The 15712-nt window shown below is 64.3% G+C and carries 14 protein-coding genes; 7 read left to right on the forward strand and 7 right to left on the reverse strand.

Annotated features, from left to right (window positions below):
* The first annotated feature begins 3 nt into the window (after window positions 1-3).
* The 4 genes from ACR65N_RS08200 (at window position 4) to ACR65N_RS08215 (ending at window position 5334) form a co-directional block, all read left to right on the forward strand.
* Window positions 4-1737 (forward strand): ABC transporter ATP-binding protein, encoded by a 1734-nt coding sequence (locus ACR65N_RS08200; protein WP_440456566.1) that lies wholly within the window; start codon window positions 4-6, stop codon window positions 1735-1737.
* Window positions 1738-1750: 13 nt separating this feature from the next.
* Entirely contained in the window at window positions 1751-2938 is a 1188-nt protein-coding gene (locus ACR65N_RS08205) for a galactarate dehydratase (RefSeq protein WP_440456567.1), read from the forward strand.
* The gene (locus tag ACR65N_RS08210) at window positions 2925-3794 is read left to right on the forward strand and encodes an aldose epimerase family protein (RefSeq protein ID WP_440456568.1); all 870 of its coding nucleotides are present in this window, start codon (window positions 2925-2927) and stop codon (window positions 3792-3794) included. Before ACR65N_RS08205 ends, ACR65N_RS08210 begins: the two co-directional genes overlap by 14 nt.
* A 226-nt stretch (window positions 3795-4020) precedes the next feature.
* Entirely contained in the window at window positions 4021-5334 is a 1314-nt protein-coding gene (locus ACR65N_RS08215; protein ID WP_440456569.1) for a GGDEF domain-containing response regulator, read from the forward strand.
* Window positions 5335-5679: 345 nt separating this feature from the next.
* Here ACR65N_RS08215 and ACR65N_RS08220 read toward each other — a convergent pair whose 3' ends face one another.
* Window positions 5680-7044, reverse strand: a complete 1365-nt coding sequence (locus ACR65N_RS08220; protein ID WP_440456570.1) for an amidase — start codon at window positions 7042-7044, stop codon at window positions 5680-5682.
* Between the two features lie 319 nt (window positions 7045-7363).
* Between ACR65N_RS08220 and ACR65N_RS08225 the strand changes: the two genes are divergently transcribed.
* From ACR65N_RS08225 to pcaF, 3 genes are read left to right on the forward strand one after another with little or no spacing between them, the layout of a single operon-like run.
* On the forward strand, window positions 7364-8071 hold the full coding sequence (locus tag ACR65N_RS08225) for a 3-oxoacid CoA-transferase subunit A (RefSeq protein ID WP_440456571.1): 708 nt from the start codon (window positions 7364-7366) through the stop codon (window positions 8069-8071).
* Window positions 8068-8772, forward strand: coding sequence for a CoA transferase subunit B (locus ACR65N_RS08230; RefSeq protein ID WP_440456572.1), 705 nt, complete (start codon window positions 8068-8070; stop codon window positions 8770-8772). Before ACR65N_RS08225 ends, ACR65N_RS08230 begins: the two co-directional genes overlap by 4 nt.
* 10 nt (window positions 8773-8782) lie before the next feature.
* Window positions 8783-9988, forward strand: coding sequence for a 3-oxoadipyl-CoA thiolase (gene pcaF, locus ACR65N_RS08235; RefSeq protein WP_440456573.1), 1206 nt, complete (start codon window positions 8783-8785; stop codon window positions 9986-9988).
* Between the two features lie 40 nt (window positions 9989-10028).
* Here the strand turns inward: pcaF and ACR65N_RS08240 are convergent, their stop codons facing one another.
* The 6 genes from ACR65N_RS08240 to ACR65N_RS08265 all read right to left on the reverse strand — a co-directional run bounded on the left by ACR65N_RS08240 (window position 10029) and on the right by ACR65N_RS08265 (window position 15555).
* Window positions 10029-11549, reverse strand: coding sequence for a S10 family peptidase (locus tag ACR65N_RS08240; protein ID WP_440456574.1), 1521 nt, complete (start codon window positions 11547-11549; stop codon window positions 10029-10031).
* Between the two features lie 94 nt (window positions 11550-11643).
* Entirely contained in the window at window positions 11644-12492 is an 849-nt protein-coding gene (locus ACR65N_RS08245; RefSeq protein WP_440456575.1) for a sulfite exporter TauE/SafE family protein, read from the reverse strand.
* Between the two features lie 112 nt (window positions 12493-12604).
* Entirely contained in the window at window positions 12605-12763 is a 159-nt protein-coding gene (locus ACR65N_RS08250; protein WP_430307039.1) for a YqaE/Pmp3 family membrane protein, read from the reverse strand.
* 94 nt (window positions 12764-12857) lie between these two features.
* Window positions 12858-13358, reverse strand: coding sequence for a DUF1003 domain-containing protein (locus ACR65N_RS08255; RefSeq protein WP_440456576.1), 501 nt, complete (start codon window positions 13356-13358; stop codon window positions 12858-12860).
* A gap of 179 nt (window positions 13359-13537) precedes the next feature.
* Entirely contained in the window at window positions 13538-14572 is a 1035-nt protein-coding gene (locus ACR65N_RS08260) for a Gfo/Idh/MocA family protein (RefSeq protein WP_440456577.1), read from the reverse strand.
* Window positions 14569-15555: an MDR/zinc-dependent alcohol dehydrogenase-like family protein gene (locus ACR65N_RS08265; RefSeq protein WP_440456578.1), complete on the reverse strand. Its 987-nt coding sequence runs from the start codon at window positions 15553-15555 to the stop codon at window positions 14569-14571. Before ACR65N_RS08265 ends, ACR65N_RS08260 begins: the two co-directional genes overlap by 4 nt.
* Window positions 15556-15712: the final 157 nt, after the last annotated feature.

The raw sequence follows: 15712 nt of genomic DNA on the forward strand, positions 1-15712 counted from the left end.
ATGATGTCTGAAATCGTTCCCATGACACCCCGCAAGCCGCTGCTCGACGTCCGCAACCTGGTGACGGAATTCCAGCTGCGCACCGGCGTCTTCCGCGCCGTCAACGATTTGTCCTTCTCTATCGAGACCGGCAAGACGCTCTGCGTCGTCGGCGAAAGCGGCTCCGGCAAATCGGTGACAGCCCGCTCGATCCTGCAGATCGTCGACAGCCCCGGCGAGATCGCTTCGGGCTCGATCGTCCTCAACACCGCCGATGGCAAGTCGGTGGACCTTGCCAGGCTGCATCCGCGCTCCAAGGCGATCCGCGACATCCGCGGCCGCGACATCGCGATGATCTTCCAGGAGCCGATGTCGTCGCTGTCGCCGGTGCACACGGTCGGCGACCAGATCACCGAAGTGCTCCGGCTGCACATGAAGATGACGAAGGCGCAGGCGCGCGCGGAGGCGATCAGCCTGCTACGCCAAGTCGAGATCCCCAATCCCGAGCAGGCGATCGACCGCTATGCCTTCCAGTATTCCGGTGGCATGCGGCAGCGGGCGATGATCGCCATGGCGCTCGCCTGCAAGCCGCAGCTCTTGATCGCCGACGAACCGACAACGGCGCTCGACGTGACGACGCAGGCGGAAATCCTCGACCTCATCAAGCGGCTGCAGACATCCTTCGGCATGGCGGTTCTGTTCATCACCCACGATATGGGCGTGGTGGCACAGATCGCCGACGAGGTGCTGGTCATGCATCACGGCGTTGCCAAGGAATACGGCCCTGTCGAGCAGATCTTCCATGCGCCGCAGGATCCCTATACGAAGATGCTGATCGGCTCGGTTCTGAAGCTGGAGCAGAAGGCAGAGATTCGGCTGGCCCGCCCGCCGCTGGACCTTGCCGCAAAGCCGATCCTCGAGGTGCGAAACCTGTCGCAGCATTTCGGCACGCTGAAAGCGGTCGATGACGTCTCGATCTCGTTGCTGCCGGGCGAAACGCTCGGCATCGTCGGCGAAAGCGGGTCCGGCAAGACCACCATGGGCCGCGCCATCATGCGGCTCTACGATCCGACCGGCGGCGAGATGCTTTACCGCAAAGCCGACGGCACGGTGGTCGACCTGGCACGGCTGGAGGGCTCGGCACTGAAGGCGGCGCGGCGCGAGCTGCGCATGGTCTTCCAGGATCCGTTCGGCTCCCTCAACCCGCGCATGACTGTCGCCCAGGTGATCGGCGAACCGCTGCTGGTGAACGGCGTCGCGCGTGGCAAGCAGCTCGACGAGCGCGTCTGCCACCTGATGGAGCAGGTCGGTCTCGATCCGAGCGGCCGCGAACGCTACCCGCACGCGTTTTCCGGCGGCCAGCGCCAGCGCATCGGCATCGCCCGCGCCATCACGCTGAAGCCGCGCATCATTGTCGCCGACGAGGCGACATCGGCGCTCGACGTCTCGGTACGTTTCCAGGTGCTCGACCTCCTGATGCGGCTGCAGGACGAGCTCGGGCTCGCCTACATCTTCATCAGCCATGACATCGGCGTCATCCGCTACATGTGCGACCGCGTCGGCGTCATGTATCGCGGCAAGCTGGTCGAGGTGGGCGATGCGGAGAAGGTCTGCAACGCGCCCGACCACCCCTACACCCAGGCGCTGCTCTCGGCGATCCCGCGGCCGGATCCGCGCGACCGCGACCGTTCACGCCGGTTCCGCTATGTCGAGCCGGTGCACCCCTCCCCACACGTCACCACCATGATGAGCCACTGAGGATATTTCGACCATGAAGATCGATCGCATGCGCGTCTTCGTGACGCGCGACAAGGACCGTCCACGCGTTATCGTCGCACTGGACACCGATGATGGACTGACCGGCTGGGGCGAGTGCTACAATCACGGGCCCGACCTCGCGCTACCGCCGCTGCTCGACTACCTCTACGGCTTCATTTCCGGCCAGGATCCGACGCGGGTCGAATATCTCGTCAACCTGCTGATCCAGCAGAGCCGCTTCCCGCCTGGCGCCATGGGTCTCTCGGCCATCTCGGCGATCGATCACTGCCTGTGGGATCTGGCGGCCAAGGCGCTGAACGTGCCGGTCTACAAGCTTCTCGGCGGCGCCGTGCGCGATCGCATCAAGGTCTATGCGGGTGTTTACACCGCTCCGGACGCGCCGGCGGCGCGCGACGAGTTCGACCGGCTGAACGAGGGCTGGGGTTTTACCGCCTTCAAGCTCAGCCCTTGGCGGATCGACCTGCACGCCAACCGGTGGGGCGAAGTCGTGCGCGCTTCTGCGGACTACTTCCGGTCGCTGCGAGAAACCATCCGCAACGATTACGACATCGCTTTCGACGCGCATGCGAAGATCTTCGAGCCGGCCGCTGCAAGACAGCTCGGCAATGCGTTGGCGCCCTACGATCCGCTGTTCTTCGAGGAGCCGCTGAGGCCGGAAAACATCGAGGCCTGGGGCGACCTGAAGCAGGGGCTGAACTGCACGCTGGCCACCGGCGAATCCCTCTACAGTCGCTTCGAATTCCTGCGGCTTCTGCAGGTGAAGGGTGCCGATTTGATCCAGCCGGACATCTGCGTCGTCGGCGGCATCACCGAAATGCGCAGGATCGCCACCATTGCCGAAGCCTTCTTCGTGCCGATCGCGCCGCACAACCCGATGGGACCGCTGGCGACCGCCGTCAATGTGCATTTCGCCGCCGCCACTCAGAGCTTCAAGATTCTCGAATACCGGCTGCCGAAGGGACCGGTCTATGTCTATGGCGGCACGCAGGTGGAGAGCCGAGAGGACGAGGCGCGCTACGTCGCCGATCCCTACCTGCCGAAGGATGGCTATCTGGAACTTCGGCCGGATCGCCCGGGCTGGGGCGTCGAGATGGACGAGAAGGCGATGTCCGAGGATGGCTACATTCACTGGCAGCGTAGGGTTCCCAAGCGGCCCGACGGGTCCTATGCGTTTGCCTGACATCACCATCGGTGCGGGAGCGATGAGCGCTTCGTTTCGTCCCGATGCCGGCGGGCGGATGAGCCGTCTGACGCACCGGGTGTTCGGCGAGATCCTGGTGCCGATGGCTGATGGGTCTTTCGATCCTTACGATTGGCCGAAAGCCGGCGCCTATCCGCTGTTTCCGTTTCACAGCCGGATCCGCGGCGGACTGGTGCATCACGAGGGGCGAGTATTGCAGCTTGCGGCCCATCCGGCGCTTTCCCCCGACGTCATGCATGGCCCCGCCCATCGGCGGCCGTGGCAGGTGATCGACCACGCCCGCGACCGGCTGTCGATGCGGCTCGACTACTGTGCGGATGCCGACTGGCCGTTCGACTTCCGGGCGGAGCAGGAGTTTCGTGTCCGTGAGGGCTCGCTGACCATTGAGCTGCGTCTCGTCAATATCGGTGCGCTTCCCATGCCGGGCGGGCTCGGCTGGCATCCCTATTTCGCTTCCGGACTGCGACAGACAGCGACGAGCGATGCCGCGTTGTCCTATCCGCTCGATCCGTTGAACCTGCCGACCGGGGAGCCAGCCGTGCACCGACAGCCCGGCCCCCTGCCCGAGCATGCCGGTTATACGATCCATCTGCGCGACTGGTCATCCGCGAGCCTGACGCTGGACGGCGGAGCGGTGGTAACGATTGGCGCAGGTCCGACCCTGCCGCATCTGGCCGTGCACCGGATGCCGACCTACCTCTGCCTGGAGCCGGTATCTCACCGTGCCGGCGCGCTTGGTTCACCCGGTGAAGCGCTGGCCGAGGATGTTATCGCCTCGATTGCTCCAGGCGAATATTTGGATGCGCTAATTCAAGTCGAAATTGCGGAAGCCTGAACGCTTCTTCGGTTGATCCTGCCGGTTGCATATTCGCGTCAAGGATGAGCGAGCTTTTCCGGCGGCCACACGTCTCGGGAGAACCCTGATTTACTGCCTGCTGCTTGCCGCTGATTCTAGAGTTTCGGCGTAAGTCATGAGTTTATTTACGCTCTCCTGATATCTGTCTCGGCAACGGGCGCGGCGACCTTAGAGGCCGCGGAAACTGGCCTTTCAGGAGCCTTGGGTGAACAAATTCCGCATTGCCGAAGCTTCAAACGCGGCCGTCGCGCCCTCTGCCGATGTTCTGCTGATCGAAGACTCGGTGGCGCTGTCGCTGCTCTTGAAGCGACGTATCGAGGCAGAAACCAATGCGACGGTTCACCTGTGCACCAGCTTCGCCGAAGCCGAGCGGGCACTCGACAATGGTCAGTTCACGCTTGCGCTCACCGGCCACAACCTACCGGATGCCGCAGACGGCGAGATCCTCGAACTGCTGACGGATCGCGACGTGCCGACCATCCTGTTCTCCGGCAGCGTCATCAATGACCTGCAGAGCAATTATGCCAAGTACCGGCTGGTCGACTACATCATCAAGGACAATCACGCGACGCTCGACGCGGCCATCGCTGCGGTCGCCAAGGTCATCGCCAACCAGATGATCTCGGTGCTTGTCGTCGACGACGCCAATGCCGCGCGCACTGACCTCGTCGGCTTCCTGCAGCGGCAGAACTTTCGCATCTACGAGGCGGTCACCGGCCAGCAGGCCCTACAGTGCCTGATCGACGAGCCGTCGATCGAACTCGTCATCACCGACTACTACATGCCCGACATGGACGGCTACGAACTGACCAAGCGCATCCGCGCGCTGCACGGCTCGGACCGTATCCGGATCATCGGCGTGTCGGCCTCGACGGATCGCGGCCTCTCCGCGCAGTTCCTCAAGGCGGGCGCCAGCGACTTCCTCTACCGCCCCTTCGTTCCGGAAGAACTGCAGTGCCGCGTCAACAACAATGTCGAGACGCTGGTGCAGCTGAAGCGGCTGCGCCATCTGGCCGAGCGCGACCCGCTAACATCCCTCTATAACCGTCGGGCCTTCTTTGAGCGGGCGGAGAAGCATCTGCGGATCTTCAGCGTCTCCGAGATTGCCGGCGCGATCGCAATTCTCGACATCGACCACTTCAAGCGCATCAACGACAATTTCGGCCACGAGACCGGCGACAGCGTGCTGCGCCAGGTGGCCGAGATGCTGCTGCGCGCCGCCCAGCAGTACAAGCTGGTCGCCGCTCGCCTGGGAGGCGAGGAGTTCGCGCTTTTCCTGCCAGGGATGAGTATCGAGGACGCGCAGGAACTGTGCAACTGCCTGCTGGAGGACCTGCGTAGGCAGGCTTTCGCCGCGAACGGGCGGCCGCTCCAGGTGACCGCGTCGATCGGCCTTGCCAGCCTCTACCGCAACGAGACGCTCGACAACCAGCTGAACGCCGCGGATCAGATGCTGTATCTGGCGAAGACCGGTGGCCGCGACCGGGTGTTCAGCGAAATCGTCCTCGCGGAACTGTGAAGATCGGCGCGTGCGGTTTGGCGAGACATAAACACTAAAAGCGCACGTGTTGTCGGCGGCTCAAAACGTCCGATAATGGTATCGGGTGGGGTCGACAGCCTGGGCTGCCGAAGCTGTTGTACCATACCACAGCCGGATCCTGTGTGGATGCAGCAGGATGGAAGTTTCACCAGATTTTCTCTCGGAGTGATGAGCGCGATGCCGCCATGCCGCCATTGGCATCTGTCATCTTCGGTAAAGAGATGACGATCCGGCGGTGTCCAACTCGGTGGGTATCCTCCCCTCTTGAAGCCAGGGCAGTCCCCTGCCCTTCCCTTCCCTGCTCTTCCCTCGCCTACGTGAACTTCAGCCAAAGGCGGTGATCGACGCCAATGCTGCCTCTATGGCCAGGCCTACGGAGAGGATCTTCCGGTCCTGCATCTGCGCGCCGGCGATCATCAGTCCGGCGGGTGGTTCACCCGGCGCGTGGCACGGGACCGACAGAGCGCAGCCGTCGAGGAAGTTGATCATCGTCGGGTTGCGCAACACCAGTGCGTTGGCGGCGAAGAACGCATCGTCGTCCCCCTCCAGTGCGGCAATCGCCGGGGCGATGATCGGCACCGTCGGCATCACCAGGGCGTCGTAGCCGGCAATCTTGGCCTCCACCCGCGCCTGCCACAGGCGCCGCACCGCAAGCGTTTCGATGTAGTCGGCAGCCGTCACCTCCCTCCCCCGAAGGATGCGCACGCGCACGCGCGGGTCATACTGCTCACCAACGTCGGCGATCAGCTGTCGATGCCAGTGGTACGCTTCGGCCGCAACGAGCCCGCCCCGTGCATAGATCGTCGCCACCTCGGAGAACTCGGGCAACTCGATGTCGGTGATCACCGCACCGGCCGACGAAAGCCGGCTGAGCGCCCGATTGAACGCGGCGGACACCGCGCGATCCATGTCGGCAAGCACGACCGTCTGCGGGACCGCCAGGCGCAGGCCGGCGAGCTGTAGCTCGAATGGCGGGAGCGGCGCGTCAGCGGCGATGATCGCATCGATGGCGGCACAGCAGGCGACGCTGCGGGCAATGGGTCCGATCGAATCGAGCGAGGTCGACAGGGGCACCACGCCTTCCGCCGAGACGCGACGGGCGGTCGGCTTGAAGCCGGTCAGTCCGCACAGTGCTGCAGGAATACGGATCGAGCCGCCGGTATCGGTGCCGATGGCGGCGACTGCCATGCCATCCGAAACGGAGACGGCAGCCCCGGACGACGAGCCGCCGGGGACGCGCCCGGTCTCGCGGTCGAAGGGGTTGCGGGGTGTGCCATGATGCGGGTTGAGACCGATCCCTGAGAAAGCGAACTCGCTCATGTTGGTGGTGCCGACGATGACCGCACCGGCAGCGACCAGTCGCTTGACGACAGGAGCATCGGCGTTGGCCGCAGGCTGTCTGGCGAGCGCTGTGCTGCCGGCGGAAGTCGTTTCGCCGGCGATGTCGAACAGGTCCTTGACTGAGATCGGCAGGCCTTCCAGGACGGAGCGTCGGCGGCCGGTGCTGCGAAGGAGATCGGAGGCCTCGGCCATCGCGATTGCGCGGGTGTCGTTGCGCCGGACGAAGGCGCGGCTCCCCTCGCCCGCCGGCTCGGCGATGCGGTCTATAGCGTCGGACGCCATTTCACGGGAGGTGGCATCGCCGTGGATAAGAGCTTCGGCGGCGGCGGCAATGGTGGGTTCAGACATCGAATCGGGATCCAGACTGTCGGCGGGGTGAAGCGGGATGCTGGGATGTTTTGGCGGATCTTTCAACTGCGTTTGTCGCACGCCGCTTCCGATGGGGGTCGTCCCGGCTCGATACGCGGGCAAGAGTACAGCTGATTCCCAGCGGGGTTGACAGCTGTCAACCGGAGTCAACCTCGTCTGATGCTGAACCCACTGCTGCGTTGACATCTGTCAACGCATCCCTCTCCCTCACGCTGATGCTGGATAGCTGGGGCTGGAGAGTTGACGGCTGGCAACTCGCCGAGTTTACTGCCCAAAGACCAGCGGGAGGGGCGGCAGCATGAACAAGACGGTAGGCACCCTCGCCGAAGCGGTCGAAGGCATCCGCGATGGCGCCACCGTCATGATCGGTGGATTTGGCGGCTCAGGGGCGCCCATCGAACTCATTCACGCATTGATCGACAGGCGTCTGAAAGGCCTGACAGTCATCAACAACAACGCCGGCAACGGCCGCATCGGCATCGCAGCAATGATTGATGCCGGCATGATCGCAAAGATGATCTGTTCGTTCCCGCGCTCTTCCGATCCGCGTGCCTTCACCGAACAGTATCTGGCGGGAAACATTGAGCTCGAGCTTGTGCCGCAGGGGACGCTCGCGGAGCGCATCCGGGCGGGTGGCGCCGGTATTCCGGCATTCTACACGCCGACCGGCTACGGTACGGAGCTCGCGATTGGCAAGCCGATGGCCGAATTCGAGAGCCGGCATTACGTCCAGGAACGCTGGCTGAAGGCGGATTTCGGGCTGGTGAAAGCCCTGCACGGCGATCCGCAGGGCAATCTCATTTACAACAAGGCGGCGCGCAACTTCAATCCGCTGATGTGCATGGCGGCGGCGACGACCATTGTGCAGGTCTCCAGGGTTGTTCAGGCGGGCGCGATTGATCCGGAACACGTCGTGACGCCCGGGATCTTCGTGGACAGGCTAGTGGAGGTGCCGGAGCCGCAGCAGGAGGAAGAACTGGTGCGCGCAGGAGCCGTTTACCCATGACAGAAGAACAGAGCCCGCCGAACGCGCGCGACGATATCAGGCTTTCCAATGCCCAAATTGCCTGGCGCGCCGCACAGGACGTCGCCGATGGCGCTTACGTCAATCTCGGCATCGGCTTTCCGGAGCTTGTCGCGCGCTTTCAGCCGCCCGGGCGCGAGGCGATCTTTCACACTGAGAACGGCATCCTCAACTTCGGTGAAGCGCCGCCGGAGGGCGACGAGGACTGGGATCTGATCAATGCAGGCAAGAAGGCCGTGACACTGAAGCCGGGCGCCGCCTTTTTCCACCACGCGGACAGTTTCGCGATGGTACGGGGAGGCCATCTGGATGTCGCTATCCTTGGCGCCTACCAGGTGGCGCAGAACGGCGATCTTGCCAACTGGCGCGTCGGCGCCAAGGGTGTGCCCGCCGTCGGCGGCGCCATGGATCTGGTGCACGGCGCAAAACAGGTGTTCGTCATCACGGAGCACGTCACCAAGGATGGCAAGCCGAAGCTGGTGGATGCCTGCACCTTCCCGCTCACTGGAGTCGGCTGCGTGACCCGCGTCTATACGAGCCACGCCGTCGTCGATATCAAGGAAGGACGATTCGTTCTGCGGGAAAAGCCAGCGACGATGACGGTGGATGAGCTTCAGGCTATGACCGGTGCGCCGCTGCATATCGAAGGGCACGTCGCCGACCTCGTCGTCCCGGCACTCTGAGGAAGTAACAATGACTGATGCCTATATCTGCGACTACATCCGCACCCCAATCGGCCGGTTCGGTGGCTCACTCTCCTCGGTCCGCGCCGACGATCTCGGGGCCATCCCGCTCGCCGCGTTGATGAAACGCAACGTCGGCGTCGATTGGGAAGCGGTCGACGATGTGATCTACGGCTGCGCCAACCAGGCTGGCGAGGATAACCGCAACGTGGCGCGCATGTCGCTGCTGCTCGCCGGGCTGCCGGTCGCCGTCACCGGTACTACCATCAACCGGCTCTGCGGCTCCGGCATGGATGCCGTGCTGGCTGCGGCCCGCGCCATCAAGGCCGGCGAGGCGGAGCTGATGATTGCCGGTGGTGTCGAGAGCATGAGCCGCGCACCCTTTGTTATGCCGAAGGCCGATGCCGCGTTTTCGCGCAACGCGGAGATCTACGACACGACGATCGGCTGGCGTTTCGTCAACCCGCTGATGAAAAAGCAGTACGGGATCGATTCGATGCCGGAGACTGGCGAGAACGTCGCGGAAGAGTTTGCGGTTAGCCGCGCCGACCAGGACGCTTTTGCCATGCGCAGCCAGAACAAGGCGGCGGCTGCACAGGAAAACGGACGGCTGGCTAGGGAAATCACGCCGGTGACGATCCCGCAGCGCAAGGGCGACCCGCTGCTTGTCGAGAAAGATGAGCACCCGCGCGCCACGACGATGGAGGCGCTGGCAAAGCTTGGCACGCCGTTCAAGAAGGATGGCGGCACCGTCACCGCCGGCAATGCCTCTGGCGTCAACGACGGCTCGGCGGCTCTGATCATCGCCTCCGAGGCAGCCGCCAGAAAGTATGGCCTCACCCCAATCGCCCGGGTTCTCGGTGGTGCCACCGCTGGTGTCGCGCCGCGCATCATGGGGATCGGTCCGGCTCCGGCGTCGAAGAAGCTGCTGGCCCGGCTTGGCCTGACGCAACAGCAGATGGACGTGATCGAACTCAATGAAGCGTTTGCCAGCCAGGGTCTCGCGACGCTGCGCGATCTCGGAATTGACGACGACGACCAGCGTGTCAACCGCAACGGCGGCGCCATTGCGCTGGGTCATCCGCTCGGCATGTCGGGTGCACGCATCACCGGCACGGCCGCCCTGGAACTGCAGGAAACGGGTGGCCGCTACGCGCTGTCAACCATGTGCATCGGCGTAGGGCAGGGGATCTCGATCGTTCTCGAGCGGGTCTGATGGAGAAGTTGACAGGGCAGCGACTTTGCCCTGCCGCCCCTCAATCGCTCGGCGACGACTGGTAGAAAACCTTGGCGTCGCCATACATCGCCGCCCGCTCCGCGTCGCGCGTGTAGAACATGTGGCCGCCGCGATAGACCTTCAGCGTGGTCCGGTCCTTCGAGAGCGTCGGCGGCAGGTGGTCAAGCACGTAGCGGCTCATGCCGTAGGGCGTCAGGATGTCGCTGTAGCCGTGCGCCACCATCAGCCGGAATGACGGGATGACCGAGAGGAGATCCCGCAAGTCATTGGAAACGCTGGCGATTGCCCGTGTTCCGGCTCCGCGGCCACCGTTCCACTCCCACCGCCGGTTGACGTCTTCGTTGAGCAGCGAATAGGTCATCTGCGTCCGGAAACCCAACTCGCTCCTCGCATAGGACGCGAAGGCTGACCCGTATGCGCGGGTAAAGCCCTCAAGCACCGGATCGTCGTTCTGGCCATAGGCCGCCTCGGGATAGGCGTCGGGAAGCGCGTGGCCGGCATCGTAGGGGCTGAGAATGTTGCCAGGCCCGCCCGCTTCCTTGGCGTAGACGCCTCCGACGAAGCCGCGGGTGCGAGCGACGCGTTCCGATGACAGGCCAGTCAATTCGGCTATGCGGCCGAAGAAGGCGTCTGCCTCGCTGCCGGGCGCTGGTGGGAGCGCAAGCTTCGGCAAATACCCGGATATGGCATAGCGTTCGATATCGGCCATCGCCTGCGGCTCAAAACGACCCTGCCGCTCCATATACGCAGCCGCAAGCGAGGGCAGTTGCAGGGCAGCGGACAGCGGATCGTCGTCCGCGCCGAAGATGAACCGGCCTTCGAGCAGCGGCGACACCATGATGATGCCGGAGGCGATCATGTTCTGGCTGTTCTTCAGCGCCACGGCCACCTTTGCCGCCCGGAAGCCGCCATAGCTCTCGCCGAGCAGGTATTTGGGCGCGGCGATGAGGCCGTTCTCCTGGACGTAAAGGGCGATGGTCTTTGCCATGCTCTCGGCATCCTGCTGAACGCCGTAGAAGCGTCCGGCAGCCTCCTCGTTGATGCCGCGGCTCCAGCCCGTGCCGACCGGATCGATCAGCACCAGATCGGTAAAAGCTAGCCAGCTCTGCGGATTGTCCTTCAGCACCGGGTGCGAGCCATCGCTGTTGGCACCCTCGAACGGCAGGATCTTTGGCCCGACGAGACCGAGGTGAAGATAGGCGGAGGCGGCACCCGGGCCGCCGTTGAAGGCGAAGGTGATCGGCCGGTCTGCGGCGCGATCCTTTGCCCTGTAGGCAGTGTAGAAGATTTTTGCGGTGACCTTGCCGTCCTGGCCACGCAGTTCCAGCGTTCCGGCGGTCGCCGTATAGGGGAGGGGGCCTTCCTCAGTCTGCAGCACGTGCTCGCTGACCGCATTGGCCGGCAACAAGCCGAGTATACCCTCGGGGCCTGCCTCCGGAACGGGCCTTTCCTCGGCAACCTGGGGTCCGCGATCCTGGGCATGGACCGGCACGACGAGCGCTGTAAGGGCGACGAGAGGGAGTATCTGGATCAGGCGCACGCGTCTTCCTCCTGCAATGACAAGAGCTATGTAGCGCGCAGATCGTCGAGGAAAATCAACTTGGGTTGATCTGCGGCCGCTTGGCCAGCGGCAGCTAGAGCGAGACCAGGAACCGCAGGCAGATCAGCAGCAGAAACAGGCCGAGCGCCAGCTCCAGCTTGCGGCGTGACAGCCGGTGCGCGAGATTGGCGCCGAACGAGGCGCAGAGAACGCTTGTCGGGATGAAAAGCGCAGCACCGATCAGCGACACGAAGCCGACCGCCAGCGGGAATTGCAGGGCGACGATATCGGGATTTTCCGCAGCACGTCCCGAGCCGGCATAGATGTAGCCGAGCGCCCCGGGGATCGACACGAGCAGACCGACACCGGCGGATGTCGCCACGGCCTGGTGGATCGGTCGCCCGTAGAAGGTCAGCATGAGGGTCGACAACTGTCCGCCGCCGATCCCCATCAGGCTCGACAGGACGCCGATCACGACGCCGTAGATCCTAAGCGCCGGCTTGCCCGGCAGTTCTGTACCCAGCCGCCAGCTTTCGCGCGAGAAGATCAGCCGGATGGCGGAGAAACCGGCGACCAGGATGAAGACGATCTTGAACACCTCGGGTGGCGCGTAGCGGGCAATGACGCTGCCGCAGAGCACGCCGATGATGATCGGGAGAGCCCACAGCTTCAGCACGTCGGTATCTACCGCGCCCCGCTTGCGATGCGCCATGAAAGAGCGAAACGATGTCGGGATAATGATGGCGAGGGAGGTGCCGACGCAGAGCGGCATCCGCAGGTCCTCGGGCACCTCAAGGATGCGGAACAGCTCGTAGAGGACCGGCACGATGACCGTTCCGCCGCCGACGCCGAAGAGGCCAGCGAGAACGCCCGTCACGGCGCCGGCACCGGCAAGTGCGACGACGAGCAGGATCAGATCGGAAATCGGCAGGGAGGAGAACATTGTGCACTTTCAGCTGCTTCTTGCCCGGGCGGGCGTGTCTGCAGCTGACTAGACGAGGATGCGCGCCGGGCCAAGCCCGGCACGAGCCTTTCGGCGGTCGAAAATGCGGCCGCTACTTCTTCAGGATCACCCAGAGCGCGTGGATGATGCCCGGGACGTATCCGCAGATCGTCAGGAGAATGTTCAGCCAGAAGTGCAGGCCAAGGCCGACCTGCAGGAAAACGCCGACCGGCGGCAGGATGATGGCGAACAGAATACGAATGATATCCACGGAAAACCCCTTAAGTCCATCGAATGAGGACCCATAACGCGGATCGGCTCGTTTGGTTCAACAGCCGTGAACATCAGCCCGGAACGGACGGTTGTTAGAGCTTGCTCTTCTTCTCGCGCTCGATCTTGTCCATCACCTTTTCCGGCCTAACGTCCCGCTTCAGCTCGTCGATTTCGGTATCGATCTCGGTTTGAACATTGAGCTGCCGGGCCAGCTCCGAAACCAGCGCGATCAGCCGCGTGGTTTCGTGCTCGTGCAGCAGGGAGATCTGCAGGTTGAGGTCTGCGCGCTTGTCGTCGGCTGCCGACATGCGGTTCTGGCTGATGAGCACGAAGGTCGACAGGAAGATCGCCTCGACGGAAGCCGCCATCGCCAGCACCACAAGCGACGCGTCGAACGGCCGGACCAGGGGCAGGATGCCGGTATTGATCAGGATCCATCCGCCGAACAGGGCGAGGTGCAGATAGACGAACAGCATGCTGCCGGCAAACCTCGTGATCCCGTCGGCCAGCCGCTCCTGCAGACCAACCTCGACGGTATCGCGCCTTGTCCGATCGACCAGCGCGTCGATGTTGCGCTCCAACGTGCGGCTCATGGCATCGCCGCCCTTTTCAGAGCGGCAATAGGTTGGCGAATCTGGTGACGAAGAGGGTGTCTGCATGGGCGAAGCGATCTCGTTGCATCACCCGAACCGCCGCCGATCGGTCCGGTTCCAGGCGGTGTCGCAGGATGACACCTGTCCCCCTGACGGCCGAGGCGCGGCTTGCTCGCGTCTCAGTCCCGGTGTCGCCCGTAGATCCGGTCCAGCACGTCGGCGACGTCGACCATCCGGTCGCACTCAGTGTCAAAGCGGGCGCCACCGGCCAGCCGCCTTGCCCAGTCGGCCGCGGCACGGCCGCCCCATTGTTCCGGTGGCACCGACAGCACCTCCCGGGACGTGCCGCGCAGGTGCTCCGCCTGGAAATCGTAGAAGGAGCCGCCGACGTTCTGGAACTTGGCGCCGCCGGAGGTGCCGAAGAAGTCGGCGCCGATTACCGCGTCCTGGCCAGCCGGCAACCGCCAGGAACAGGCGAGCCGGACGCTTGCGCCGCTCTCCAGATCGAGCGTTGCGATCGCATAGTCCTCGATCTTGTCGCTGTCGCCGGAGATCGGCGTGCCGCCGCTCATCAGCCGGCTTTCGATGCCGGTGACCGCCGGAAAGCCGAGCGCCCAGAGCGCCGCGTCCACCAGATGAACGCCGAGGTCGATGACGCATCCGCCGCCCGACAGCGCCTTGTCGTAGAACCAGGGCTTGTCCGGCCCATAGGCGTTGTGGAAGACCAGATCGGCAGCAAAGACTGTGCCCAGCTGGCCGCTCTGGATCAGCGTGCGGATCTGCTGCATGCCCTCGGTGAACCTGTAGGAAAGATCGACGCCCAGCAGCCTGTCGGCGGCGCGGGCCGCATCGACCACGGCCTGCACTTCGGCAGCCGTCCGGCCGAGAGGCTTCTGGCAAAACACCGCCTTGCCGCTTTCCAGCACCCGGATCGACTGCTCGGCATGCTGGGCGCTGGGGGTTGCGATCACCACGCCGTCGATATCCTCGGCGAGCATGTCCTCCAGCGACGATGCCGTCTTCGCTCCGGGCGCCACCTGCAGGCCCGCCTCCAGCATCTCGGGCGACGGATCGGAGATGACGGCCGCCTGCGCCAGGCCCGTGTCCAGCACCGCCTGCATGCGATGCCTGCCGATCCAGCCGATGCCGAGAAAACCCAGCCGCACGGGCCGGGTGACGGAGGAGAGGTCGTCCTGCTTGATCATCTGGTTCATCGCAACATCACCATGGCTTTCAGGAAGCCTTCCGGCCGGTCGCGGGTCGCGTTCAGCGCCTCGTCCAGCCCGGAAAGCGGATAGGTGTGGGTATAGAGCGGCGAGGGGTCGAGCCGCCCGCTGGCGACCGCCTCCACGGCCTCGCGGATGCCGTCGATATAGATCTTCGGGTCCCGCTCATGGGCGTTGATCACGTCGAGGCCGCGCCAGTTCCACATCTGCATGTTGACCTGTCGCGGGCCGTCCTGGTGATAGCCGGCAATAATCAGGCGGCCGCGTTCGCGGGTCAGTTCGCCGGCGAGATCCAGCGGCCACTGCTTGCCGACAGCTTCGACGACCCGGTCGCAGAACTGGCCGTCGGTGAGGTGCCGGACCTTCTCGATAATCTCCCAGTGGTCGTGCATTTCGATCGTCTCGGCGGCGCCCATGCGACGCGCGATCTCAAGCGAGAACGGCCGGCGGGAAATGGCGATGACGCGGGCGCCGGCCTTGGTTGCCAGCTGCGTCAGGAGCGCGCCGAGGAAGCCGATGCCGATGATGGCGACCGTCTGGCCGGCCTTGATCTCGGCACGGCGGAAGATGTTCATGGCGCAGCCGAGCGGCTCGCCGGGGAATGGCTTTCCCGCCATTTCGGCGGGCAGCTTTACGACGCTGTCGGCCGTGGCGATGTCATGGGTGGCATAGGCGTGATAGGTGAGGGCGGCCACCCGGTCGCCGACTGCAAGGTCCGTCACGCCTTCGCCGATGGCGTCGATTTCGCCCCAGCCTTCGTGGCCAAGGCCGCCCGGCTCGGTCGGAAACTCCATCCAGTCCGGCCCCGACCAAGGCGTCAGGTTCGAGGCGCAGACGCCGCAACCTTCCAGCCGTATGCGCACCTCGCCGTGCTTCGGCTCCGGCAGCGCAACCTGGCGCACCTCCATCTCTCCGGCGCCGGTGATGACCGCAGCGCTCATTGCGGCCGTCGTTTGCGAAAGAGTGTCCATCCCTATCCCTTCTGTTCGTCCACCTACGCCGTCGCGCAGGTTCACGGGAGCGTTAACAGGCGGAAGCAGATGAAGTTCCTGAAGGATGACATTGATGATGTCATTCAAGATGACATTGCCGAGGCGGATCCGCTAGCGCCTTCGCAGGCAAGGAAAA

Source organism: Rhizobium sp. SAFR-030 (assembly GCF_059415005.1).

Bases quoted from the DNA above. Each gene is read 5' to 3' on its own strand.
- ACR65N_RS08220 (WP_440456570.1), bottom strand. From the start codon at position 7,044: ATGTCTGAACCCACCATTGCCGCCGCCGCCGAAGCTCTTATCCACGGC.
- ACR65N_RS08255 (WP_440456576.1), bottom strand. From the start codon at position 13,358: ATGAGCCGCACGTTGGAGCGCAACATCGACGCGCTGGTCGATCGGACA.
- pcaF (WP_440456573.1), top strand. From the start codon at position 8,783: ATGACTGATGCCTATATCTGCGACTACATCCGCACCCCAATCGGCCGG.
- ACR65N_RS08200 (WP_440456566.1), top strand. From the start codon at position 4: ATGTCTGAAATCGTTCCCATGACACCCCGCAAGCCGCTGCTCGACGTC.
- ACR65N_RS08210 (WP_440456568.1), top strand. From the start codon at position 2,925: ATGCGTTTGCCTGACATCACCATCGGTGCGGGAGCGATGAGCGCTTCG.
- ACR65N_RS08245 (WP_440456575.1), bottom strand. From the start codon at position 12,492: ATGTTCTCCTCCCTGCCGATTTCCGATCTGATCCTGCTCGTCGTCGCA.
- ACR65N_RS08230 (WP_440456572.1), top strand. From the start codon at position 8,068: ATGACAGAAGAACAGAGCCCGCCGAACGCGCGCGACGATATCAGGCTT.
- ACR65N_RS08260 (WP_440456577.1), bottom strand. From the start codon at position 14,572: ATGAACCAGATGATCAAGCAGGACGACCTCTCCTCCGTCACCCGGCCC.
- ACR65N_RS08225 (WP_440456571.1), top strand. From the start codon at position 7,364: ATGAACAAGACGGTAGGCACCCTCGCCGAAGCGGTCGAAGGCATCCGC.
- ACR65N_RS08205 (WP_440456567.1), top strand. From the start codon at position 1,751: ATGAAGATCGATCGCATGCGCGTCTTCGTGACGCGCGACAAGGACCGT.
- ACR65N_RS08265 (WP_440456578.1), bottom strand. From the start codon at position 15,555: ATGGACACTCTTTCGCAAACGACGGCCGCAATGAGCGCTGCGGTCATC.